The sequence below is a fragment of the Confluentibacter flavum genome, assembly GCF_002843175.1.
Classification (GTDB): Bacteria; Bacteroidota; Bacteroidia; order Flavobacteriales; family Flavobacteriaceae; genus Confluentibacter; species Confluentibacter flavum.
In genome coordinates this window covers 1-25,626 of sequence record NZ_PJEO01000034.1, presented here as the reverse complement: position 1 = coordinate 25,626, position 25,626 = coordinate 1, and the positions used below count along the sequence as shown (strand labels likewise).

Sequence of the window (25,626 nt, the reverse complement as noted above, 5' to 3'; positions counted from 1 at the left end):
TAAATAAATCCTAAAAACAGGTAGGGTAAAATGCATTTAAAGTGTCTTAATATTGAAAACCATTAAAAATTAAAATTATGAAACTAATAAAAACAATGGTATTTGTTATCGTATTAAGTTTTTCGTTTATAACAAATGCCCAAGATAATGACATCTCAAATGAAGCAACCGTTGATAAAAAATCATATTATCAAGAAAGAGCTGAAGAAGATGCAAAATATGAACAAGGATTTAGTTCAAAAAACAAAGCTGAAGAAGAAAAGTTTTGGGAAGAACAAAAAAACTATGAAAACGATTTAAAACGAAAGGACAAAAAAGCTTACAAAGCCTACATGAAACGTAAAAAAGCGGCTTACGCTAACCATTATGAGCATTGTAACCATCATTGTCATCATAGTGATTATTACTATCATCATGCCTCTTTCTACTACTATGGATATCAAGGTTACTATTATGAAAGATATCCAAGACACAGAACTACGATGGGCACAAATGTTAGAGTTAATACGCCAAGTGTTAGGCTAGGTTTGTTCTAGGACTTCATTGGTTGATAAAAAAGCTTCTATTTTAGAAGCTTTTTTTGTTTGTTAATAATCAATAATTACTCCTGTCTAATCAATATTCTATATTCCCAAGGTGCTAAAACAATGTCTTTTTTATTAAATTCTAAGTTCTTGGCGGCAATATAATCTAGCATTTTACCCAAACCAATGTCTTTTACAGTTTGTTCGTTATTGGAAAAATTACCAATAAATATCACCTTATTTTCTCCTTTACTTCTTTCAAACATTAAAACTTGGTCGTTTTTTGTATCAATCCGTTCATAAAGGGCTGCTACTTTGCCTCCATTTAAAGCTGGATTTGAGTTTTTAAGTTGCCCCAGTTTTTTTAATAATTCAAAATAGTTTCCTTTTGTTTTTGGAATGGAATCTTTTTCAAAAAACTTTAATCTATGGTTTAAATCATATTCTTGTCCAGAATAAATTAATGGCATTCCTGGCATCATGTAAGTTAGTGCTGTAAATATGTTTTTGTTGTCTGGCATACGTTCTTTTAATGTGCCATTCCATGAGTTTTCATCATGGTTGGTCACAAAATTCATATTAATATCATCATCTTGTAAGGTAGTATCGATTTTAACCATATAGTCATCAAAATCTTTAACGGTCATTTCTCCTTTAGAAATTTTATTAAAAATATGATGTGCTTCCCAACCGTATTGCATATCGAAAGCGTTAATTAATAAATCGGGCTGTTCCGCTTCTGCCAGCATAAATACTGGTTTTATTTTTTTTAACTCGGTGGATACTGTTTCAAAAAAATCAACAGGAACTTTATGAGCAACATCCATTCTGTAGCCATCTATATTGGCTTCTTTTACCCAATAAGTTAAGTCTGAAATCATGTCTTTGCGCATGTTCATATTATCATAATTCAAATCAGCGGTATCGGTCCAACCCCAAGATTCGCCCGTATCTGGATTTATCGGATCGATAATGTCTCCTCTGTCATTTTGCGTGTAATAATCAGGATGCGCAGTTATCCAAGGGTGATCCCAACCTGTATGATTTGGTACCCAATCTACTATAACATATATGCCGTTTTCGTGCGCTTTATTGATTAAATTTTTAAAATCTTCAAGCGTGCCAAACTCTGGATTTATTGCTTTATAATCGGATACTGAATAGTAACTTCCTAAGTATTTTTTACGTTCATTTTCGTCTTCAATCTCTGATGTAAATTTGTCTCCTGTAGCTTTTCTTTTAATCTTAGAAATGGGATTTATGGGCATTAACCAAATTATTTTGACACCTAATTCTTTTAGTACCGGGATGTCTTTAGCAAAAGCATTAAATGTGCCTTCTGGTGAATACTGACGAATATTTGCTTCATAAATAACAGCATTTTTCATCATCTCGGGAGATACTGGAGCAATTTCTGTAACTGTTGGAATTCTTTTTTCTTCAGTTTTTTGTTCATTTTTACATGAATAGAAAACGAATCCTATAATAAGAACCAGCGATATTATTTTTTTCATCATAACTTTTATTTTTTTGTTGTTAACAAAATACTTCCTTTACTGTTTATAGCTATACTATCTTCCCAAATAAATTGTTCGCTACTAATAATATTTTTCACCATTTTTCCTCCTAAACCAACTTCTTCAAATCTTTTTAAATCCAATTTAATTGGTGTTTCATTTTTATTAATGATATGAACTACCGTTTCGTTTTCTGCCATTCGAAACAGTACATAAACACCTTCTTTTGGTGCAAAATGAATGGTTTTCCCTTCATGAATGGCTTTGCTGGTTTTGCGATAGTTCAACACTTTTTTTACAAAGGATTGCATATCTTTTTGGGCTTCGTTTAAGCCTTCACCTGTAAACGCATTTGCGTCATCCCCTTCCCAACCTCCAGGAAAATCGGTACGTATTAAACCATGATCTCCTGGTTTTGCGGTATCGTTCATTAAAATTTCAGTGCCGTAATATATTTGTGGAATTCTAGGCAATGTTAAGATGTATGCCAGTGCCATTTTGGTATTAACTACATCTTCTTTCAATTGGGTAAAAATACGACTCATATCATGGTTATCTGGAAAAATCATAATGTCTTTAGGAGCTGTATAATGAAAGTCGTTTGCCAACCCGTCATACATTTTAACTAAGCCGGTATCCCAACTTTCCCTTTCATTCAACCCATTCACTATTTGGTTTTGCATGGCAAAATCCATAGGCGATTTCAAATTGGACTGATACCCGTCTTTGTTATTAGCATCCTTTTGCCAATAACCAATAAGTAGAGGATTTGTGCTCCATTCTTCTCCTACTATACTAAATTTTGGATATTCGTTCATAATAGCTCCTGCCCATTGGCTCATAAAATCTTTATCTGGATATGGATAGGTATCTTGACGAATACCACCTAAACCAGCAATTTCAATCCACCAAATACTATTTTGAATGATGTATTTTGCCATAAACGGATTACGTTGGTTTAAATCGGGCATTCCAGGAACAAACCAACCATTAACCATTTCTTCATGGTCATTTTTTGAAGCGTATCTATCTTGGTTTGTGGTTCTCCTGTGATTAGAAGTAATGGTTACTTTATCATTCCAATTAGCTTTATTGTCTTCATAGTTTTTTTGATAATTTACCCAATCTTTAAAAGGTAAATCTTTCATCCACCAGTGTTCCAAGCCACAATGATTTGCCACTTGATCCATAATTAATTTAATCCCTTTTTTTTGTGCAGCATGAGATAATTCTATGTATTCCGTTAGAGTTCCAAAACGTGGGTCTATTTCATAAAAATCAGTCATGGCATAACCATGATACGAGCTTTGAGGCATATCATTAGTTAATAATGGACAGGGCCAAATAGCCGTAAATCCCAAATCTTCAATATAATTTAAATGATTTGTAATTCCTTTTATGTCACCTCCATGTCGTGCATAATCGTTGGTTCTGTCGATAGTTTTTTCCAGTAAATCTTGGTTTACATCATTAGATGCGTCTCCATTTGCAAACCTATCGGGTGTAATCAAATAAATAGCATCCGAACTATTAAATCCTACATAATTTTCTGCGGATTTTGGTCTTGCTTTAAATTGGTATGGCTGTTTTATTTCATTGCCATTTTTAAACTTAAATACGATATCAAATGTTCCTGCTTTAGTCGTTTTATCTATTTCTAAATCGATAAATAAATAATTAGGACTATCGGCTTTATGAACTTTTTTAACAGTAACGCCTTTATACAATATACTAGGCATAGCTTCAGAAATATTTGGGTGTTTTACCAACAATTGCAATTGAGGATTGTTAAAACCCACCCACCAATTTAATGGCTCAACCCGTTCTAATTGAGCATGTCCTAACATGCCCATAAATAGAAATATTAAAACAATAAAAATTAATTGCTTACCTCTTTGTTTCTTTTTTAGATGGTAATTCATAAGTCTATTTTTTTAATTTCACTATTTAACTTCTATAATACTAATGGCATAACCACCACCTGCAACAGATACTTGCGATAGTTTAGATTTACTAGTAACCTTTTTTGTTTTAATGGTATAAGCCTGCGGATTGGTTTTATAATGTGCCTCTTTGGCATCGGCATAAATGGTTGCTATATAATTTTTACCTTTTTCTAAAAAATCGAATGTTATATTTGATGTTCTGGTTTCATTACCATTAACATTACCAACAAACCAATTGTTAGCACCTTTTTCTTTACGAGCTACGGTAATATAATCGCCTGGTTCTGCTTCTAAATAAACACTTTCATCCCAATCGATTGCCACATCCTTTATAAACTGAAAGGCATCCATAAATTGTTCGTAATGCTCAGGTAAATCGGCCGCCATTTGCAAGGGGCTGTACATGGTAACATATAATGCCAACTGGTTTGCAAGCGTGCTATTTACATGAGAATTATTGTTAGGGTTTAATTTACTAATATCCATTTCAAAAATTCCTGGGGTATAATCCATAGGGCCACCAATTAAACGCGTAAATGGCAATATGGTAACATGATTAGGTTTAGAACCTCCGAAGGCTTGAAATTCAGTACCTCTAGCAGATTCATTTCCTATTAAATTGGGATAGGTTCTACAAATGCCTGTAGGGCGAATGGCCTCGTGTGCATTGACCATAATTTTATAATCGGCCGCTTTTTCAATAGCATATTGATAATGATTTACAATCCATTGGCTATAATGGTGTTCGCCTCTTGGTAAGATATCGCCAACATAGCCACTCTTTACGGCATCATAACCGTTGTCATTCATAAATTGATAAGCTTTATCCATGTGACGTTCATAATTTCTAACCGAGCCCGACGTTTCATGGTGCATTATCATTTTAACGTCTTTAGATTTTGCATACGCATGAATCGCTTCTACATCAAAATCTGGATACGGCGTTACAAAATCGAACACATAGTCTTTAGATTTTCCAAACCAATCTTCCCAACCTTCATTCCAACCTTCAACCAAAACGGCATCAAAGCCATGTTGTGCGGCAAAATCTATATAATGTTTCACTTTGGTATTGTTTGCAGCGTGTGTTTTGTTTGGTTCTACTTTAGTATAATCGGTAACCCCAAGTTGTACTGCAGGCAATTCATCTGTGTAAGCCCAAGAGCTCTTCCCTGTAATCATTTCCCACCAAACGCCAATATACTTTACTGGTTTAATCCAAGAAGTATCTTCTATTGCACAAGGGTCGTTTAAGTTTAATGTTATTTTAGATGATAAAATATCTCGTGCATCATCACTTACCATAATAGTTCTCCAAGGTGAATTTGAAGGTGCTTGCATATAGCCTTTATCGCCAACGGCATCTGGTGTTAACCAAGATTGAAAAACCATGTTTTTATCATCTAAATTTAGATGCATACAAGAATAATTGATTAATGCCGCTTCGTGAATATTTATATATAATCCAGCATCGGTTTTCATCATTAAGGCGGTTTGCACACCTGTTTTGGAAAACTGTTCTTGAGATGCATTACTTGTTACTGCACTATCAAATTTTCCACGAATTTCAGATAGTTTGGATTCTGTATAATCGTATTCTTGAGAGTCGTAATCTCCCGGAATCCAAAATGCTGTATGGTCTCCTGTCATGGCAAACTGTGTTTTCTCTTCTTTGATTACAAAATACACTAAGTTTTTTTGAGCAGGAAACTCGTAGCGAAACCCTAAACCTTCGTTAAACATTCGAAAACGGATAACAATTATTCTATCGGTTTCATTCTGGGTTAAAGTAACCGCTAATTCATTATAATGGTTTCGAATGGCTTTCACCTCGCCCCAAACAGGTTGCCAAGTTTCATCAAACGTTGCTGTTTCTGTATTTGAAATTGTAAAATCATTTAATAATGATTTGTTATCATTTTTTAATTCCAAACCTAGACGGCTTTGTTTTACAACAGCATTATTTTTATAAGATAGTTTATAGGTTGGTGCTCCATCACTATCAAGTAAAAACTGCATGGTTAGTTCTGCGTTAGGTGATTTTAATTCTTGTGCATGGAGTTGATTAAATGCCGAAATCAAAACGGCAAGGGTTATCATAAATGATTTCATTTTTTAATTTTTAAAATTATACGTACTAAACAATACATTAATTTAATGTTTGCAATTGTTTCTTTTGGAGCACTAGAGACTTATTGTTCACTAAAATTTCTAGTACATCACCGCTTATTAATTCAAAATTTGTTTGATTTTGATTAACACTTACCTTCAAAATATGGTTTCTAAAATTCACTTTGAACGAATACCCTTCCCATTGTTTTGGTATTTTTGGTGTAAATGACAACGTGTTATTTTTAACACGCATACCTCCAAAACCTTCTACAATACTCATCCAAGTTCCAGCCATAGACGTTGTGTGTAGTCCTTCGTGAACTTCGTGGTTATAATCGTCTAAATCTAAACGCGATGTTCTTAAATAAAAGGTATAAGCCTGTTCCATTCTATCTAACTTCGCAGCTTGTATACTGTGTACACAAGGCGATAACGAACTTTCGTGAACTGTAAATGGTTCATAAAAATCGAAATGACGTTCTAATTCTTCTATAGAAAAATGTTCTTCAAAAAAATATAATCCCTGTAAGGTATCGGCTTGTTTTATATAAGGCGAGCGCAAGATTCTATCCCAACTCCATTTTTGATTGATGGGACGATGCGATTTATCTAAATCGGTCACCGTAATTAATTCTTTATCTAAAAAACCATCTTGCTGTAAATAGACTTGATGCTTTTCAGAATATGGAAAATACATATTCTCTGCAACTGCTTTCCAATCTATTAATTCACTTTCAGATAAGTGGACCTTACTCATTATTCGGGTATAATCTGGAAGATAATCTGCTTCAATCTTACTAATATTTTCTAAAGCATAATAAATACACCACTGTGCTAAATAATTGGTATAAAAATTATTGTTGACGTTGTTTTCATATTCATTAGGTCCCGTAACACCTAAAATAACATACTGGTTTTTGTCTGTTGAAAATGTAGCACGTTGTTGCCAAAAACGAGCAATCCCTATTAAAACCTCTAAGCCTTTTTCTGGTATATAACTATAATCTCCCGTATAGCGGTGGTAATTATAAATAGCAAAAGCAATGGCACCATTTCTATGTATTTCTTCAAACGTAATTTCCCATTCGTTATGGCATTCTTCACCATTCATGGTTACCATTGGGTATAAAGCTGCTCCGTTTTTAAAACCTAACTTTTGGGCATTTTCAATGGCTTTTTCTAAATGATTATAGCGGTATTCCAATAGGTTTTTTGCCACTTGCTGATTTTTTGTTGCCATGTAAAACGGGATGCAATAGGCTTCGGTATCCCAATAGGTACTGCCCCCATATTTTTCACCTGTAAAACCTTTAGGCCCTATATTTAAACGCGAATCTTTACCTAAATAGGTTTGATTTAATTGAAAAATATTAAAACGGATGCCTTGTTGTGCTTTTACATCGTCTTGAATGGTTATATCGGCCATGTCCCAAATGTTTGCCCAAGCCTGTTTTTGGGTTTCTAACAAGGCGTTAAAACCTAAATTCACAGCGGTTTTTAATACGTTTTTTGCTGCTGAAATTAATTCCTCTTTTTCGTGGTTTCTATCTACTGTATAACCACCAAACTTATGAATGGCAACTGTTTCATTTGCTTTTACTTGCTGTTTAAAACTAAAAGAAATGGATGTTTCGGTGGTTTTAACACTTGGCAGTAAAACAACTTCTTTTTCGTTTAAAAATAATTGAGATTCCATAAATGTACAGGTATGAAAATCTGTCTTCATGGTTTTTGCCTGAATAAAGGCTTGTTGATTTTCGTGTTTTACGTGTAAGGTATCCCAAAACTTATCATCCCAATTCGTGTCTTTATTGCTAATGCCACTACTTAAATAAGGCTGAAATATAATTTCTGCATCTATATTTATAGGTTTCACACGGTATTGAATAGCCCCAAGTTCGTCAAATTCTAAACTTAAAAAGCGTTTTGCTTCAACATGAATTATCGTATTATTTTGAAGTGTTGCGTTAAAACTTCTTGACAACCAACCTTCTTTCATGTTAAGTTCCCTCTTAAAGTCTTCTACTTTTTTACACATATATAAATCGAGTGGCTCGCCATTTACAATAACATCAATCCCAATCCAACTTGGGGCATTAAGTACCTTGGCAAAATATTCTGGATAGCCATTTTTCCACCACCCCACTCTGGTTTTGTCTGGGTAATAAACGCCTGCTATGTAACTCCCTTGAAAGGTATGACCAGAATACTGCTCTTCAAAATTTGCACGTTGCCCCATGGCACCATTGCCAATACTAAATAAACTCTCAGAAGACTTAACGCGAGATGCATCAAACCCTTCTTCTATAATTGACCAATGATCTGGTTTTATATAATCTTGATTCATTATTTTTTAATTTTTTCTGAAAGAAATCTGCTGAAAAAATCTTCAGGTATTTCTATTAAACTATTAAAATTAAAATCGGCTTCTTTAAGGGTTTCTTTATCTCCAATTCCTACAGAAGTCATATTTGCTTTATTAGCGGCTTCAATACCTGCAATGGCATCTTCAAATACGATACAGCTTTCAGGAAGAAGATTCAGTTTTTTGGCTCCAATTAAAAACACTTCGGGGTCTGGTTTTGCTTTTGAAACAGCATTGCCATCTACAATCCCAAAAAAACGATGGTATAACCCAACTTGTTTTAAAATTAATTCGGCATTTTTACTTGCGGAACCTAGTACGTAGTTGACACCTAAATCATCTAAAGTATTTAGCAGTTTTTCTGCACCAGGAAGAATTTCATCCGTATTCATTTTCATTATATATCCAAGATATTCTTCGTTTTTACTAATTAATATCTCTTGTTTTTTTTGTTCGGATAATTGAACTTTCCCGATATCTAACAAAATTTCTAACGACCTTACACGACTCACACCTTTTAACAACTCGTTATGCGCTTCGGTAAATTCAAAGTCCAAACTATCTGCAAGGTTTTTCCAAGCCAAATAATGGTATTTTGCGGTGTCTACAATAACACCATCTAAATCGAATATAACTCCTATTTTACTCATTTATCTCCTAACCCTCTCCGAAAGAGAGAGCATATTTTTTATTTATTATTTTATTGTACAACATCATCAACGTCTTTCACTTTATAGACTAATGATGCTGCTATTAAAAAACTAACGCCACTCATTACCAAAGCAAATATGGCTTGATTTCCGTAAGCGTATTTTACAAGAGGCCCACCAATTAACGCATTGATTATTTGTGGAAGGACTATGAAAAAATTAAAAATCCCCATATAAACGCCCATTTTTTTAGGTGATATCGAACCTGCTAAAATGGCATAAGGCATGGCCAGAATACTTGCCCAAGCAATACCTACCCCTATCATGGAAACGATGAGCCAATTTTTGTCTGGCATAATATAAATGGACAGCAAGCCTAAGCCACCAATTATTAAAGAGATGGAATGGGTACGTTTTCTTCCTATTTTTTTAGCTATATATGGCAAGGCAAACGCATAGAACGCAGATACTAAATTGTAAACACCAAATAGAATCCCTATCCAATCACCCGCATCTTGATACGCAGTGCTACTGCTATCTGTATGTGGTAATCCGTAAATGTGCTGTGCGATAGCTGGAGTTGCAAAAACCCACATTCCAAAAAGCCCAAACCAAGAAAAGAACTGCACCCAACTTAGTTGGCGCATGGTTGTTGGCATTTTTTTGAAGTCATCAAAAATATCGAGCAAACTAGATTTTTCTTCTTGACCATCTTTTGTGATGGTGTCGGAATGCATTTGCTCATCTTCAAAACTTGCTAGTTCTTCTGGTGAATATTCTTTAGTAGTTAAAACCGTCACTAAAATGGAAATGATCAGAATGACAGCGCCAATAATGAATGATAAGATTAAGTTTGTTGGAACAACACCTGCTGATGTTTCATTAGATATGCCAAGCCAATTAGTAAGTACATAAGGTAGCCAAGAACCAATCACCGCACCAAACCCAATTAAAGCTGTTTGAACACTAAATCCTAAAGTACGTTGGTCTGTTCTTAAATTGTCACCAACTAAAGCCCGAAAAGGCTCCATGGCAATATTAAAAGAGGCATCCATAATCATGAGCATTCCTGCCCCAATCCAAAGTGTTGGCAAAAACGCAATAAATATATCGGCCTGTGGCATTAACACCAAACCTATAGATGCTAAAATAGCTCCAACTAAGAAATAAGGCTTTCTTCTGCCAAAGCGTCCCCATGTTTTATCGCTGTAATGACCTACTATGGGTTGAACAATTAGACCCATAAGGGGTGCAATTATCCAAAACCATGATAGTTCGTGAACATCGGCTCCGAAAATTTGAAGTATTCTACTGGCGTTGGCATTTTGAAGGGCGAAACCCATCTGAATTCCCAGAAATCCGAAACTCATGTTCCAAATTTGCAGGAAACTTAATCTACGCTTTTCCATTAAATAGTATGTTATATTAATACTATTTGATAAGCGACTTACTTATCAAAACTTATTGTGAGAAGTGAAAATATAAGTTTTGATTCGGGTACAAATATATATAATAAAAATTTATTCTTCCAAATAAATTTTTATTTAGTAGATTCTCTTTCAATTATTTCGGTCTCAATAACCACTTTTATGAAATCATGATCTTTAGGGTTATTAGTAAAATATTGCTCATTATCGTTATCCTCAGCCTCCAATCTATCTATCAATAAATTGGCAGATTGTTCACCCATTTTTTGACCATGTTGGCTCACCGTTGTTAAGCTAGGTGTGGCATGTTTTGACAGGACTCCATCTGTAAAACCTATCACTTGCATGTCGTCTGGGATGGTAAGCCCCAACTTCCTAGCTACCTTCATAGCAGATACTGCATAAAGCTCATTTACAGCAAATAAGCCATCAATATTTGGATTTGCTTTAAAAAACTGTGTAATTTCAGTTTCTAAAATATCTAAATGGTTTTCCACATCCAAACTATCATCAATCTTTAATATGAGATTAGAATTTGCCTCGATACCACTTAAACCCAAAGCCTCCAAATACCCTTGAGTTCTTAACCTACCAACACTAACATAATCCATGGTGGTAATAAGAGCTATGTTTTTACAACCATTCTCAACAAGTTTCTTAACGGCCTTAACTGCTCCGTTAAAATCATCAACAATCACCTTATCGCAATCAACTTCATTTACAACCCTATCAAACATGACAATAGGGATCCCTTGATTGATGGTCGCATTAAAATGATGATAATCCTGTTTCAGTAAAGTTTCTTTGGAAATAGAAAGAATAATCCCGTCAATACTGCCATTCGCTAGCATTTCCATATTAATAATTTCTTTGGTAAACGACTCATTAGATAGCCCTACAATAACGTTATAACCACGCCTATTGGCAACCCTTTCTATGCCTCTTATAACCGTTGAAAAAAAATGGTGTACAATTTCCGGAATTAAAATACCAATGGTTTTTGTCTTTCTGTTTTTTAAACTAAGAGCTATGTTATTGGCTTTGTAATTATATAGTTTTGCAAAGGCCTGAATTTTTTGAGTGGTGTCTTCACTAATTTCTTTGCTATTACTTAAAGCCTTAGAAACAGTAGAAATTGAGACGTCTAGCTCTCTCGCAATTTGCTTTAATGTGATCTTTCTTTTCATTAATCTTATTGTTTTTATTTGTCAAATGCCAATAGCTAGTAAACATATCACTAATTCCTAGCATTTTATCGCTTATTTATCGGTGTCGAATTCTTACTAAAATAACAAATTTTATCTTTTTGTATGAAGATATCATCTTAATTATTTTGATTATGGTATTATGATTTTATCAAAATAAGTCACTTTTATTAAAAAGTTGTCAACACGAAAACGTTTTCGTTAAATATTTCGTAACTTATAATTATTTCTTTACAATTCCTTTACATAGTTTTGACTTGAGAAGTGAAAATATAACTAAACTAAAACTTAAGACTTTAACTAAAAATGTATGAAGACAATTATTAATGCCATACTGTTTTCTCTGCTTTTTGTGCCCACCATCTTAGAAGCACAAACAAATTTAAAAGGAACAGTAACAGAACAATCTACATCTTTACCTATTCCAGCGGTTAATGTCCTTATTAAAGGCACGAACGCAGGTACAGCTACAGATTTTGATGGTGAATATCAAATTGAAGTAAATAACGGCGATGTGCTACAATTTTCTTTTATAGGTTATAAATCACAAGAAATTATTTATTCAGGACAAGCCGTTTTGGATGTCGTATTAGAAGAAGATACATCTCAATTATCTGAAATTGTGCTTATTGGATATGGATCTACGACTAAAAAGGATGCCACTGGCTCAGTTGAATCGGTAACATCTGAAGATTTTACCAGAGGGAATATTGTAACCCCAGAAAACCTTTTAAGTGGTCGTGTTGCGGGTGTGAGTATAAACACAAGCGGTTCACCAGGATCGGGATCTGAAATTAGAATTAGGGGAGGCTCTTCTATTAATGCCTCCAACAATCCGCTTATTATTATTGATGGGCTACCAATTGATAATAATGGTGTTAACGGTTCTAATGGTATTTTGGCCACCATAAACCCTAACGATATTGAATCGTTCTCGGTTTTAAAAGATGCTTCATCTACAGCCATCTATGGTTCTAGAGCATCTAATGGCGTTATTATTATTGTAACTAAAAAAGGTAAAGCAACCTTTAGTGCCACTTATGATACCCAATATAGTTTTGGAGAATTAACCGATAGAATAGGTGTATTTTCTGGAGATGAGTTTAGACAATTAATAGCATCACAGCCTATTAATGGTTCAACCCTAAATGAAAGTTTATTGGGTAGTGCTAGTACCGATTGGCAAGATGAAATTTTTAGAAATACCGTATCTTCGCTACACAACGTTTCCATGCAAGGGTCGCTATTTAAAGCCATACCTGCACGTTTTTCTTTTGGAACAACCAATCAAGAAGGTGCTTTGATAACTTCAGAATTTGAAAGAAGAAATTTAGGTGTAGCATTAAATCCTACTTTATTAGACAATCATTTAAAAATAAACTTAAATGCAAACCTAGCATTCGAAGATAACCGTTTTGGAGACACAGGACAAATTGGAGCTGCTTTGGGTTACGACCCAACACATCCAGTTTATGATCCATCATCTCCTTTTGGTGGGTTTTATCAACATAGAAATGGGTCTTTACTTTCAAACGGTACAACAAACCCTGTCGCATCGCTTTTACAAAGAGAGAACTATGGTGATGCTAACAGAAGCTATGGAAACTTAAATTTTGATTATAAGTTTCATTTCTTACCAGAATTAAGAGCTGTGGTAAATATTGGTTATGATGAAACAGAATCGAAGTCGATAGATTACACATCTACTTTAGTTGCTACTAACGACCCTGTTAAAGGAAATTCATCGTTGGGCTTTCAAAAAAGAACCAACAAATCGCTTGATGGTTATTTAAATTATACCGATGAATTTGGTAACATTCGCACAGAGTTAATGACGGGTTACTCATATCAAAAATTCACAAATAACGGTGGGAACACAGGTAATCAAAGAGATTCTGCCAGTTTTCCAAGCACATTTGCCGACCCAGATGTGGTTTTAATTGGTTTTTTTGGTAGAGCTAATTTTACTTTACAAGATAAATACTTACTTACCTTAACCTATAGAAGAGATGGAACATCGCGTTTTAGCGAAACTAATAGATGGGGTAATTTCCCTGCCGCTGCTTTTGCATGGAACATGAGTGATGAAGACTTCCTAAAAGACAACAACACTATTTCTAACTTAAAATTAAGAGTAGGTTACGGTATTACTGGGCAACAAGACATAAGCGGTAATAACGATATATTCTTAAACCGTTACCGAGGTGGCGACCAAAACTCTCAATACCAATTTGATAACCAAGTAATTGAATCTTTAATTGCTTCTGAAATAAACCCAGACTTAAAATGGGAAGAAACAAGCACTATAGAATTTGGTATAGATTATGGTTTATTTAATGATAGGATTTCGGGTTCATTAAACTTTTTCCAAAAAAACTCAACAGATTTATTATTTACAGCATCGGTTGCAGATGGCACTAACTTTTCCAATAGTATCATTCAAAATATTGGCGAATTACAGATACAAGGTATAGAGTTTTCGGCAAATACCGATGTCGTTAAAAACGAGGACCTTGATATTAATTTCAACTTTAATGCTACTTTTTTAAACAGAGAAATTAAAAAACTTGCTTTAGGCCAAGATGTAAGAACAGGTGGTATTGCTGGTGGTACTGGAAACAATATTCAATTATTAAGAGAAGGTGAAGCCCCTAATTCGTTTAGTGTTTTCAAACAACTATACGACACTTCTGGAAATCCAATTGAAGGTGCTTACGCCGATTTAAATGGCGATAACATTATTAACGATGACGACCGCTATTTAAAAGAAAACCCAAATGCCGATGTTATTTTAGGGTTCCAATCAAATATTAATTACAAAAATTTAGATTTATCTTTTAATTTAAGAGCAAATATTGGTAACTATGCTTACAACAATGCAAACTCTTCAAGAGCGCAATATGAGCGTATTCTAGACAATTCAGTATTAGCCAATTTACCAACTTCTGTATTGAACACCACATTCCAAAGAACCTCTGATGTTATCATATCAGACATCTATTTGGAAGATGCTTCATTCTTAAAATTGGATAATATTACCTTGGGTTATACTTTTAATAACGTCTCTAAATCTTTAAAAAGCATCCGTTTGTGGGGTGGCGTTCAAAACGTATTTACCATCACGAATTATAGTGGCTTAGATCCAGAGGTGTTTGGCGGGATTGATAATTTAATTTACCCAAGACCTAGAACCATTTTAACTGGAGCTAATTTTAAATTTTAATAAAAACAACTATGAAAACAAGATTTAAAATATACAAAACAATTGGATTAATAGGTATTTGTATAGCTACATTAACAGCTTGTACAGACGATTTAAATATTACTCCTAATGACGACCAAACAACATTAAGCGAAGAGCTTTTTTTAAACGAAAGTGCTTACGAACAAGTGTTAGCAGGCATTTATGCCAATTTAGCTTTAACAGGCACAGATGGCGCCGGAAGTTCTAACCTTAAAAACATTGATGCTGGAACGAGTCAATTTGGACGTGTATTATTATATGTACAAACACTATCGGCAGACGAAATGATTTGGTCTTATGAAAACGACCCAGGCACCAGAGAAATTCAAAGAAACCTATGGACTGCCCAAAACCCATTACTATTAGGCATGTTTAGTAGAGCACATTTATCAATAGCATTGGCTAATAACTTTTTAAGAGAAACTACCGATGCAAAATTAGATGCTAGAAATGTATCTACAGCCACTAGAAGCGAGATATCTGCCTATAGAGCTGAAGCACGATTAATGAGAGCTATGGCTTATTATTATATGATGGATATTTTTGGAAAAGCAAATTTCGTAACCGAAGATGATGCCCTTAACTCACAACCACCGGTATACGATAGAGCACAGTTATTCAGTTTTATAGAAACCGAATTAAAAGCTATTGATACCGATTTAATAGCCTCTAGACAAAACCAATACGGAAGGGCCGATAAATCGGTGGCATACATGATTTTAGCCAAAATGTACTTAAATGCTGAAGTTTATATTAACGAAAACCGCTATACAGATTGTGTTAGTTACTGCGAAAAAATAATTGGCGATGGCTACACATTAGCAACTAATTACCTCCACAATTTCATGGCAGACAACAACACAAATTCTGCTACAAACGAGATTATTTTTCCAATCGTTTCCGATGGTTTAACAACTCAAAACTACGGGCCAACTACAGTTATGATTAACGGTTCTGTTGGAAGTATTGAAGTAAATGGTACCGAAGTTGGGGTAAGTCCTGGTGGCTGGGGCGGTGCGCTTAGAGTAAGAAAACAACTTGCTAACCTATTTGGGTCTGCCTTTGCTAATGATGATAGAAACACAATCATTTCTAGCGGAAGATCTATTGAAATTACCGATATCTCTGATAGAGATTCTGGTTATATCCTGCAAAAATATTCCAACGCCACTTCTACAGGAACTTTTGGGATAGACCAAACTTTTGTTGATACTGATTTTCCATTATTTAGATTGGCCGATGTGTATTTAATGTATGCTGAAGCACACTTAAGAGGTGGTGGAGGTAGCCTATCTACAGCTGTTGGGTATGTAAATGCTTTAAGAACTAGAGCAAACAACTCAAATACTATTACTTCAAGCGATTTAACCTTAGATTTTATTTTAGATGAAAGAGCGCGTGAGTTACATTGGGAAGCCCACAGAAGACAAGACTTAATTCGCTATGGTAAATTTACAGGTGGTAATTACAACTGGGTCTGGAAAGGCAATGGTAGCAATGGTATTTCACTTCCTGCACACTTTAAAGTGTATCCTATACCTACAGCAAGCATAGCTGCAAATCCTAATCTTACCCAAAACCCTGGGTATTAATTAAAAAACAATGACAATGAAAAATTTGAAAAATATATCAATTTCAATGCTAGCAGCATTTACATTTTTGCTGTTTAGTTCATGTACTGATACCACAGACACTTTTGTGGCTTCAAGTACAGAGCCTGTTGTTTTATCCAATTTATCTATTACCAATATAGAGTTAGATCCGGTAAATATTAACAATCCCGCTATAACACTTAACTGGACAACAGCCGATTATGGACAACAAGCATCGGTTAATTATAGTCTAGAAATCTCTGCAGACGAAGCTTTTACTAATGTTACCACAGCAGCAACAGTCAATGGAAATAATACGGTCACATTATCTGTTAACGAATTAAATGCTGCAGCAGGCACTGTTGGTCTGCCGCCTTTTGCGTGGAATTCACTATACGCTAGAATAACATCTTCTATTGGAACACAAAACGGATTACCGGTGGCTTCCAATAGTATTAGTTTTAGTGTATATCCTTACTTTAATTATAAGTTTAAAGATTATTATTTAGTAGGCAATGCCACAGCTCCAGATTGGAATAACAATAATAACAATCCACCTATGTTTAGAGATGGTTCAAATGCTAACGTATATTATTATACAGGATATTTTACTGCAGGCGAATTTAAACTATTAGAATTTAAAGGACTTTGGCAACCACAATGGGGAACAAACGACAAAACAACTATTGATGTAAACCCTGGCACTGGAACCGATCCTGGAACGTTTCCTAATAATAATTCGGCAATTGCAGCAGCAGGTTTTTATACGTTTACCATAAACTTTTCTGCAAAAACATTTTCTTTTACACCTTATAATGCTACAGGAGCTACAAATTATACAGGTATGAGTGTTCAAGGTTCTGCTGGCACAACAACAGCGATGAATCAATTAGGTTTTGATGGCCACATCTGGTATTTAAACAATATTCACTTAGTGCCTGGCAATTTACAATTTAAAACCAATACAGATGCTGTTTGGGCGGGTAGTACAGAATTTTCTGGACAAGCTACAGAAAATGGAGGAAATATTCCAGTTGTTGTAGAGGACGATTATGATATTTGGTTTAATGACCTTACAGGCCATTATATCCTTATTCCGTTGAATTTATAATCATTAAAAGAACATAGATATGAATTTATATATAAAAAAATTAGGCGTCCTTTTTCTCTCTCTTGCTTTTGTTTTTATAGCTTGTGAAACCGAGGAAAGCATCCAAATAACATCACCCGAACCTGCGTTAGTATTACAAGAACCAGGCATTAGTAATGTGTTTTTAAATTTTGGAACACCAACCAATGCAGCATTAACAATCTCATGGAACGATGATTTAACTGGAAGTTCTACTTATGATATTGAAATGTCATTAGATCCCGAATTAACAACCATAGTTGATTTAGGGAGTGTAAGTGCTAAATCTTATACAATAAATGTTGAAGATTTAAATGCAGCTATAAGAAGTGCTGGTGCTACAAACTATACAGATGTTGCTGTTTATTTAAGAGTAAATGGAAGTGGAACATATAGTAATGTGATACAATATTTAGTGACCACCTACCCTACTGAAGCACCTGTAATAACGAGTCCATCAGTAAATGACGCTTTCGTACTATCTTTAAGTACTTCAAACGAAACGGCTATTACAGTTGAATGGACAGATCTTGCACTATCTTCTACTCTTGGAGTTGATATAAATTACACTGTTGAAGCTACCTTAGAAGGAACAGACTTTGCGGTTCCAGTTTCTTTAGGCTCAATTACAAACGGTACGATGGTTTCATCGACACATGCCGATTTAAATGCTGTTGCCATTGGAATTGGATTGGCTCCAGAAATTTCAGGGAATATGGACATTAGAGTTGTAGCAAAAAACACGAATTCTAATGGCAATATTCTAGAAAGAGTTTCTGAAGTTTTAACTATTTCTGTAACACCTTACCTCGCAAGCTTCCCCAATTTATACATGGTTGGTGATGCTACAACACCTGGTTGGGACAACAATAACAATAACACACCCATGTTCAGAAATCAAGATGTTCCAAATTCTTATGTATTTACTGGTTACTTCAAGGCTGGAGCATTCAAATTATTAGAAACTAAGGGGCAATGGCAACCACAATGGGGCACAAATGATGGTTCTTCATTAGCTGTAAATCTTGGTGGTGGATCAGACCCTGGCACATTTAATGTCGCTTCTGCTGGGTACTACACCTACAATATGACAACAGTTGGTGAATCAGGCAGCTTTACGGTAACACCTTATGATGCAACAAGTGCTGCAACTTATACAACTATGGGTCTTATAGGACAGGCTATTGGTGGCTGGGGTGATGGTGATGAAGTTAACTTCACTCAAGATCCAAACAATCCTCATTTATGGTATTCATTAGCTGTTAATTTCACTAATGGTGAGGAGTTTCTAATAAGAGCCAATGATATGTGGACTAATGTTTGGAGATACACAGGCTCCACAGAACTTTATGGCAAAGCATTTTTAGGTGACGGAAATAACTTCCCTTTTACAGCACCATCCGGTAGTTATGATGTTTGGTTCAACGATTTAGATGGCAGTTACCTAATTATTCCAAATTAGATTTTTTTTTGACTAGTCCTAAAAAATCGATACAGATTATTAGACAAAAATAGATTAATTAAACAGCATCAAAAACGTTTTTAAACATATTAAAAAAGGCTGATATACATCAGCCTTTTTTTACAAAATATAAAAACAGACTATGAAAAAATTATACGCACTTTTTTTATTGTTTACATCGGTAATTTATGGTCAAGTAGTTACCACCATCCCTACCATACCAACTGCTACAGATGCTATTACCATTACGTTTAATGCTGCTGGAACCGAATTAGATGGTTATACAGGCGATGTCTATGCGCATACCGGAGTCATAACTACGGCTTCAACAAGCAATACCGATTGGAAGCATGTTATAGGAAGTTGGGGAAATAATACCACACAACCAAAGTTAACCCGAACTGGCACAAATACTTATCAATTAACCATAACTCCAGATATCCCAACTTTTTACAGCACAACTACTGGTGAGGTTGTTACCCATATTGCTATTGTGTTTAGAAACAGTGCAGGAAATGCCCAATCCAGGCCCGATATTTTCATTCCTATCTATGCCGAAGGCTTAAACGTTACTATTACAAATCCTATAAACAGTGCCGTTTATAATTTAAACGATAATATTACCATTAGTGCTGCATCAAGTATTAATGCCGATTTAGAATTGAAAGTTAATAACACTTCCATACAAACAGCTTCAAACACGACTTCAATTTCAACCTCATATACGTTTACGTCAACAGGAAGTTATACTATTGAAGCATTGGCATCTCAAAATGGTGAAACCAAACAAAAAGCTATTTCAGTATATGTAAAAACAACTACACAAAATCAAACCATACCAACGGGCTTAAAAAAAGGCTATAATAACAATGGTGATGGTACAGTAACCTTTGTTCTAGAAGCGCCTTTTAAAACCGATGTATTCTTAGTTGGGGGGTTTAATAACTGGATACTCAATGAAACTTACCAAATGAAAAAAGATGGGGATCATTTCTGGTTAACGGTAAACGGATTAGACCCAGATACCGAATACGCCTATCAATATATTATTGATTACAATTTAAAAGTAGCCGACCCCTATTCCAAAAAAGTTCTTGACCCTAATAATGATCAATATATACCAACTACCACCTACCCTAATTTAATGGGATATCCAACAGATGAAACAACAGGAATAGTTTCTACTTTCAAAATCAATGAAGCATCTTATAATTGGCAAAACACGTCTTTTACCAAGCCAAACAAGGAAAATCTTGTTATTTATGAAATGCTTTTAAGAGATTTTACTGAGAGTGACACCTACCAGGAAGCGATGACTCATCTAGATTACTTACAAAACTTAGGCGTTACCGCTATTGAACTTATGCCTATTAATGAGTTTGAAGGTAATGATAGCTGGGGTTATAACCCTTCATTTTATATGGCTTTAGATAAAGCATATGGCACCAATAATGATTTAAAACAATTTGTTGATGAATGCCATAACCGAGGTATGGCCGTTATTACAGATGTTGTTTTTAATCATTCATACAGCCAATCACCTTTATTGCAAATGTATTGGGATGGCGTAAATAACCGCCCTGCAGCAAATAGCCCTTATTATAATCAAAACCACAATTTAGTTGATAACACTAGTGCACATTGGGGGTATGATTTCAACCATGAATCTACCTATACAGTCAACTTTTTCAATGATGTTTTAAGTTTTTGGATGGATGAATATAAGATTGATGGTTTCCGTTTTGATTTTACCAAAGGGCTTTCAAACACCCTTTATTATGGGGCTAACAATTGGGCAAGTACCTACGATGCCGATAGAATAGCAAATTTAAAGGCGTATGCAGATCATGTATGGAATCAAGACCCAGGAAATGAAGCTTATGTTATTTTTGAGCATTTATCCGATAATTCTGAAGAAACAGAATTAGCTAATTACGGCATCATGCTTTGGGGGAATCTTAACCATAATTTTAATCAAAATACAATGGGCTATAGTTCAGAAGCCGATGTTTCTTGGCTATCATATAAAAACCGAGGCTGGAACAACCCACATGTCGTCGGCTATATGGAAAGTCACGACGAAGAACGTTTAATGGTTAAAAATTTAGCCTATGGCAATTCGAGTGGTGGCTACAATGTAAAAACCTTAAGCACTGCATTAGACCGACAAGAAGCCGCCACCGTTATTTTTTATGGCGTCCCCGGTCCTAAAATGCTTTGGCAGTTTGGAGAACTTGGTTACGATAAAAGTATTAATTGTGCTTCAAATATAAATGATGGTAGCTGTAGACTAGAGAGAAAACCTGTTGCGTGGACACTGGGTTATGATACTGAAACAGACCGACAAGATTTGCATGATATTACCGCAAAAATGATGTCGTTAAAAAAGCAATTTCCTAATACCTTTAACACAGATGACTATTTATTAAACGTTAACGGATTAGTAAAACGCATTAATTTAAGCGATAATGTTGGGAGTTTTGATGTTGTTATTGTAGCAAATTTTGATGTTACTACGCAATCTGTAAATCCGAACTTCCCCGCCACAGGAAACTGGTACGACATGTTTTCTGGAAACACATTAAATGTTACCAACCCAACAGCTTTATTAAGTTTGCAACCCGGTGAATACCGATTATATTCTCAAAACCAAAACTTAAGCACTAATACTTTAAATGAATCTCAAGACGTTAAATTATATCCCAACCCAGTAATAGATACATTTTCGGTAAATAAAGATGTAAATAATATTATCATATATAACATTACAGGAAAACTTGTTAAAACGTTTGAAGGGCATTTTAGTAAAAATCATGCTTTCAATATTTCAAGTTTACCTCCAAGTGTATACATAGTAAAAATGGACAATAACCTTGAAACAAAAAATACTTTTAAAATTGTAAAATTAAATTAAGGTGAGTTCGATTTAAAAACAAGCCTAGCTGTTACCTAATTATTTATGGGAATTCAAATTCAATTTACCACTTTTTAAGCCATTGCTTGTTACTGATAATTCAATATTTCCTGATTGGTTTGTAGATTGCACCAATACCACCAACTTACCACTAAAAAGTTTCATGGTTGGCAAATGAAATTGTTCTAATGAGGTGGCATCGCCATTGCATGCTGCTCGATACATTCCTTCTCCTTTTACCTTGAATTTTAACTGATTGGTTGCGGTTGGACAAGGAATGCCGTTTTTATCAACCACAGAAACCTCAACAAAAGATAAATCCTTACCATCTGCTTTAATTGTTTTTCTGTCTGGGTTTAATATAATCTTATAAGGCTTTTCAGCTGTATGTATTTCCTTTTCAGCAACGGGGTTTCCTTCATCATCAAAAGCAACAACTTTTAAGGTACCGGGATCATATTTTACATCCATCCACATTAAACGATACCTGTTTTGAGCTGTTGATGCATTCTTTTTTTGAATGCCCATGCTTTTTCCATTCACAAAAAGTTCGGCGCTATTGTAACTGGTATACACAAAAACAGGGGTTGTTTCACCTTCACGTCCTTCCCAATTCCAATGAGGTAAAACATGTAAGGTTTCGTCCGCTGTATTCCAACGGCTTCTATATAGATAAAAGCGGTCTTTAGGAAGTCCCGCTAAATCTGAAATTCCAAAATAAGAACTACGTGATGGCCAACTTTCATCATAAGGTGTAGGCTCTCCCAAGTAATCAAAACCAGTCCATACAAACTCACCAATAACCCACGGTTTATCATCTTGCAATACAAAATCTTCGTCTGGCACATTAGACCAACTACATGCTTCCAAATCATATGAAGAACACTGAAGGTCATCATATTGTTTATTTTTTTCTTGAACGACAGGAAACTTATAAATACCTCTAGAACTAACAGTTGAAGCAGTTTCAGAGCCTAATATAAACCCCTGAGGGAATTTTTTAAACGCCTCTTCATATAAATGTAAGCGATAATTTAATCCGGGAACATCCAGTAATGCTCCAAATCCAGATTCCATGGTTGCATTTACTTGATCCATACCAACAGTTACAGGTCGTGTTGGATCTTCTCTATGAAAAATGTCTTGCAGCCACTTTGCACGTTTCACGCCTTCTTCTCCCCACTGATCTGGCACTTCATTTCCAGAACTCCACATCACAATTGAAGGATGGTTTCTGGTGGCTTGTACTAAATTCACGATATCTTTCTCTGCATATGCTTCAAAAAATCTGTTATAGCCATTCTTAACCTTTGGTTTTGCCCATTCATCAAAACTTTCTGCCAAAAACATAAAACCCATTTCGTCACATAATTCTAACTGTTCGAATGAGGGCATATTATGAGAGCTGCGAATGGCATCGCATCCCATATCTTTTAAAATGGTTAATTGGCGACGCAATGCCGCATTATTTATTGCGGTTCCCAATGGCCCTAAATCATGGTGCAAACAAACACCTTTAAACTTTCTCACTTCCCCATTTAAGCTAAATCCTTTGTTAGCTTCATATTTTATATCTCTAATTCCAAAATGCGTTGACACCTCATCTTTCAATTCGCTACCAACAAACAACTGAGACACTGCTTTATACAAATATGGCGTTTCGGGACTCCATAATTTAGGATTTTGAACTTTGATATTTTGATCGAATTCATTCCCAAATTGAGTGGTTGCTTCTTCTGAACTAATTTTTTGTCCATCTGCATCATAAATGGCAGTAACTAAACGAACATTTTCTCCCGATGTCTTTGATTTAATATTTACTTTAGAAACCTCCTTACTAATAAAAGGCGTTGTTATAAATGTGCCCCATTGGTTGATGCTTTCCTTGTTTTTTACAATCACACTAACTTTACGATATAAGCCCGCTCCGGGATACCACCGGGAAGCAAATTCTTTATTTGTTAATTTTACTGCTAACGTATTTTCGCCTTCTTTAATAAATTCTGAAACATCAAAATAAAAATAACTGTAACCATAAGCCCACGCTCCTACTTTTTTGCCGTTTAAATAAATTTGAGGTTCGCTCATAGCACCTTCAAAAAGTAAAATCACCTTTTTGTTCTTTTCGTAATAAGATAAGGTAAACTTATTTCGATACCAAGCTGACCCAATGTGTGGTAAAGCACCTGTTCTTCCTGTTTTTTCTGAAGCTATATTTTCTCCGTTTTGAACAATGGCTACATCTTGTTTGTCTATTTCTTTATCAAAAGGACCGTAAATAGCCCAATCGTGGGGAATGGTTACGTTTTCCCATTTAGAATCATCAAAACCAACTTGAAAAGCATTTTCAAAATCTCCTTTTTGAAACTTCCAATTGGCGTCTAATTCTTTTATTGTTCTTACCTGTGAAAAAGACACTTGTATAAGGATTAAGAATATAAGGAGAAAAAAATTTTTTTGTTGCATATAAAACTTACTATTATGTTTCGAAAAAATTGAATTACTAGTTTTTAATAGTAAAACTATATTCCAAAATTACAGGTTATTAAAATGAATTTATAACCCGTTGTGCATTATGATTTAAAAGAAAAAAGTTGTCCATATTACTGATAATCAGTAAATTGTTTTAGCGATAAAACATTAATTATGAACAACTTAAATGCAAATTACGAAAGAATATTGGAAGTATTACAAAAAATATCAAAAGAACAACTTTTGGACTATCAAAGACGTCGACCGAAGCTGAGTGATTTGGAACTGATTTGTTTAAGCTTAACAGCTGAATTTATGGGAATAGATAGTGAGAATGATTTATTTAGAAAGCTCCCTGTCATTATTGCCTCAAAAATAGACAGGAGCGTCTACAATCGAAGAAGACGGAAATTAGTAGGTTACATGGATGATATCCGATTAAGATTAGCCTCTCATTTTAATGAATTTGAAGATTATTTTATAGTGGACAGTATGCCTTTAGAGGTTTGTAAATTATCACGAAGTTCCCGTTCGAGAGTCTGTAAAGAGGATGCCTATGCTTTTCCTGACAAAGGCTATTGTGCCTCCCAAGGTTCCAATTATTATGGTTATAAGCTGCACGCCGTCTGTTCTATTAAAGGTGTTTTTCAAAGTGTCGATTTGAGCCCTGCATCGGTACACGATGTCAATTACCTTAAGGACATTAAAGCACAAATGGGCGATTGCACTTTAATTGGAGATAGAGGGTATCTATCAGCAGAAATACAGCTCAATTTGTTTGAAACCTGTAACATAAAGCTAAATACACCTATGAGAAGCAATCAAAAAGATTATAAAAAACAACCTTACATTTTCAGAAAAAAGAGAAAAAGAATAGAGACATTGTTCTCACAATTATGTGACCAATTTATGATAAGACGTAATTATGCCAAGTCTTTTCGAGGATTTAAGACTAGGATCCTATCTAAAATAGCGGCCCTTACAACAATTCAATATATCAATAAGTTTATTTTTGATAGAAACATCAACAATATTAAAATTAGCATTATTTAAAATGCACAACGAGT

Annotated in this window: 15 protein-coding genes; 7 read left to right on the top strand and 8 right to left on the bottom strand. The window is 34.7% G+C overall.

Features of this window, described 5'->3' with window-relative positions; genetic code table 11:
* The first annotated feature begins 77 nt into the window (after positions 1-77).
* Positions 78-536 (top strand): hypothetical protein, encoded by a 459-nt coding sequence (locus CSW08_RS09870; protein ID WP_106659724.1) that lies wholly within the window; start codon positions 78-80, stop codon positions 534-536.
* A gap of 65 nt (positions 537-601) precedes the next feature.
* Here the strand turns inward: CSW08_RS09870 and CSW08_RS09865 are convergent, their stop codons facing one another.
* From CSW08_RS09865 to CSW08_RS09835, 7 genes are all read right to left on the bottom strand, one after another.
* Complete coding sequence (locus CSW08_RS09865) at positions 602-2,041, bottom strand: alpha-amylase family glycosyl hydrolase (RefSeq protein WP_317044928.1); 1,440 nt, start codon at positions 2,039-2,041, stop codon at positions 602-604.
* A gap of 5 nt (positions 2,042-2,046) precedes the next feature.
* Positions 2,047-3,894, bottom strand: a complete 1,848-nt coding sequence (locus CSW08_RS09860) for a glycoside hydrolase family 13 protein (RefSeq protein WP_106659722.1) — start codon at positions 3,892-3,894, stop codon at positions 2,047-2,049.
* A gap of 90 nt (positions 3,895-3,984) precedes the next feature.
* Positions 3,985-6,099 (bottom strand): glycoside hydrolase family 97 protein, encoded by a 2,115-nt coding sequence (locus CSW08_RS09855; RefSeq protein ID WP_106659721.1) that lies wholly within the window; start codon positions 6,097-6,099, stop codon positions 3,985-3,987.
* Positions 6,100-6,136: 37 nt separating this feature from the next.
* A complete protein-coding gene (locus CSW08_RS09850) occupies positions 6,137-8,446 on the bottom strand; it encodes a glycoside hydrolase family 65 protein (RefSeq protein ID WP_106659720.1) in 2,310 nt (769 codons plus the stop codon).
* Positions 8,446-9,114, bottom strand: a complete 669-nt coding sequence (gene pgmB / locus CSW08_RS09845; protein WP_106659719.1) for a beta-phosphoglucomutase — start codon at positions 9,112-9,114, stop codon at positions 8,446-8,448. Before pgmB ends, CSW08_RS09850 begins: the two co-directional genes overlap by 1 nt.
* A 50-nt stretch (positions 9,115-9,164) precedes the next feature.
* Positions 9,165-10,523 carry an MFS transporter gene (locus tag CSW08_RS09840; RefSeq protein ID WP_106659718.1) on the bottom strand — a complete coding sequence of 453 codons (1,359 nt, stop codon included), beginning with the start codon at positions 10,521-10,523 and terminating at the stop codon, positions 9,165-9,167.
* 131 nt (positions 10,524-10,654) lie between these two features.
* Complete coding sequence (locus CSW08_RS09835; RefSeq protein ID WP_262496548.1) at positions 10,655-11,746, bottom strand: LacI family DNA-binding transcriptional regulator; 1,092 nt, start codon at positions 11,744-11,746, stop codon at positions 10,655-10,657.
* Between the two features lie 310 nt (positions 11,747-12,056).
* Between CSW08_RS09835 and CSW08_RS09830 the strand changes: the two genes are divergently transcribed.
* The 5 genes from CSW08_RS09830 to CSW08_RS09810 all read left to right on the top strand — a co-directional run bounded on the left by CSW08_RS09830 (position 12,057) and on the right by CSW08_RS09810 (position 22,087).
* A complete protein-coding gene (locus CSW08_RS09830; protein WP_106659716.1) occupies positions 12,057-14,969 on the top strand; it encodes a SusC/RagA family TonB-linked outer membrane protein in 2,913 nt (970 codons plus the stop codon).
* A gap of 11 nt (positions 14,970-14,980) precedes the next feature.
* Entirely contained in the window at positions 14,981-16,582 is a 1,602-nt protein-coding gene (locus tag CSW08_RS09825) for a RagB/SusD family nutrient uptake outer membrane protein (RefSeq protein WP_106659715.1), read from the top strand.
* A 16-nt stretch (positions 16,583-16,598) separates the two neighbouring features.
* Positions 16,599-17,693 carry a SusE domain-containing protein gene (locus tag CSW08_RS09820; protein WP_106659714.1) on the top strand — a complete coding sequence of 365 codons (1,095 nt, stop codon included), beginning with the start codon at positions 16,599-16,601 and terminating at the stop codon, positions 17,691-17,693.
* A gap of 19 nt (positions 17,694-17,712) precedes the next feature.
* Positions 17,713-19,173 carry a SusE domain-containing protein gene (locus CSW08_RS09815; RefSeq protein ID WP_106659713.1) on the top strand — a complete coding sequence of 487 codons (1,461 nt, stop codon included), beginning with the start codon at positions 17,713-17,715 and terminating at the stop codon, positions 19,171-19,173.
* Between the two features lie 142 nt (positions 19,174-19,315).
* A complete protein-coding gene (locus tag CSW08_RS09810; protein ID WP_106659712.1) occupies positions 19,316-22,087 on the top strand; it encodes an alpha-amylase family glycosyl hydrolase in 2,772 nt (923 codons plus the stop codon).
* 39 nt (positions 22,088-22,126) lie between these two features.
* Here the strand turns inward: CSW08_RS09810 and CSW08_RS09805 are convergent, their stop codons facing one another.
* A complete protein-coding gene (locus CSW08_RS09805; RefSeq protein WP_106659711.1) occupies positions 22,127-24,553 on the bottom strand; it encodes a DUF4982 domain-containing protein in 2,427 nt (808 codons plus the stop codon).
* A gap of 180 nt (positions 24,554-24,733) precedes the next feature.
* On the opposite strand from CSW08_RS09805, the gene CSW08_RS09800 reads away from it, so the two are divergent.
* A complete protein-coding gene (locus tag CSW08_RS09800; protein WP_106658080.1) occupies positions 24,734-25,612 on the top strand; it encodes an IS982 family transposase in 879 nt (292 codons plus the stop codon).
* Positions 25,613-25,626: the final 14 nt, after the last annotated feature.

Bases quoted from the DNA above. Each gene is read 5' to 3' on its own strand.
- CSW08_RS09870 (WP_106659724.1), top strand. From the start codon at position 78: ATGAAACTAATAAAAACAATGGTATTTGTTATCGTATTAAGTTTTTCG.
- CSW08_RS09865 (WP_317044928.1), bottom strand. From the start codon at position 2,041: ATGATGAAAAAAATAATATCGCTGGTTCTTATTATAGGATTCGTTTTC.
- CSW08_RS09860 (WP_106659722.1), bottom strand. From the start codon at position 3,894: ATGGGCATGTTAGGACATGCTCAATTAGAACGGGTTGAGCCATTAAAT.
- CSW08_RS09855 (WP_106659721.1), bottom strand. From the start codon at position 6,099: ATGAAATCATTTATGATAACCCTTGCCGTTTTGATTTCGGCATTTAAT.
- CSW08_RS09850 (WP_106659720.1), bottom strand. From the start codon at position 8,446: ATGAATCAAGATTATATAAAACCAGATCATTGGTCAATTATAGAAGAA.
- pgmB (WP_106659719.1), bottom strand. From the start codon at position 9,114: ATGAGTAAAATAGGAGTTATATTCGATTTAGATGGTGTTATTGTAGAC.
- CSW08_RS09840 (WP_106659718.1), bottom strand. From the start codon at position 10,523: ATGGAAAAGCGTAGATTAAGTTTCCTGCAAATTTGGAACATGAGTTTC.
- CSW08_RS09830 (WP_106659716.1), top strand. From the start codon at position 12,057: ATGAAGACAATTATTAATGCCATACTGTTTTCTCTGCTTTTTGTGCCC.
- CSW08_RS09825 (WP_106659715.1), top strand. From the start codon at position 14,981: ATGAAAACAAGATTTAAAATATACAAAACAATTGGATTAATAGGTATT.
- CSW08_RS09820 (WP_106659714.1), top strand. From the start codon at position 16,599: ATGAAAAATTTGAAAAATATATCAATTTCAATGCTAGCAGCATTTACA.
- CSW08_RS09815 (WP_106659713.1), top strand. From the start codon at position 17,713: ATGAATTTATATATAAAAAAATTAGGCGTCCTTTTTCTCTCTCTTGCT.
- CSW08_RS09810 (WP_106659712.1), top strand. From the start codon at position 19,316: ATGAAAAAATTATACGCACTTTTTTTATTGTTTACATCGGTAATTTAT.
- CSW08_RS09805 (WP_106659711.1), bottom strand. From the start codon at position 24,553: ATGCAACAAAAAAATTTTTTTCTCCTTATATTCTTAATCCTTATACAA.
- CSW08_RS09800 (WP_106658080.1), top strand. From the start codon at position 24,734: ATGAACAACTTAAATGCAAATTACGAAAGAATATTGGAAGTATTACAA.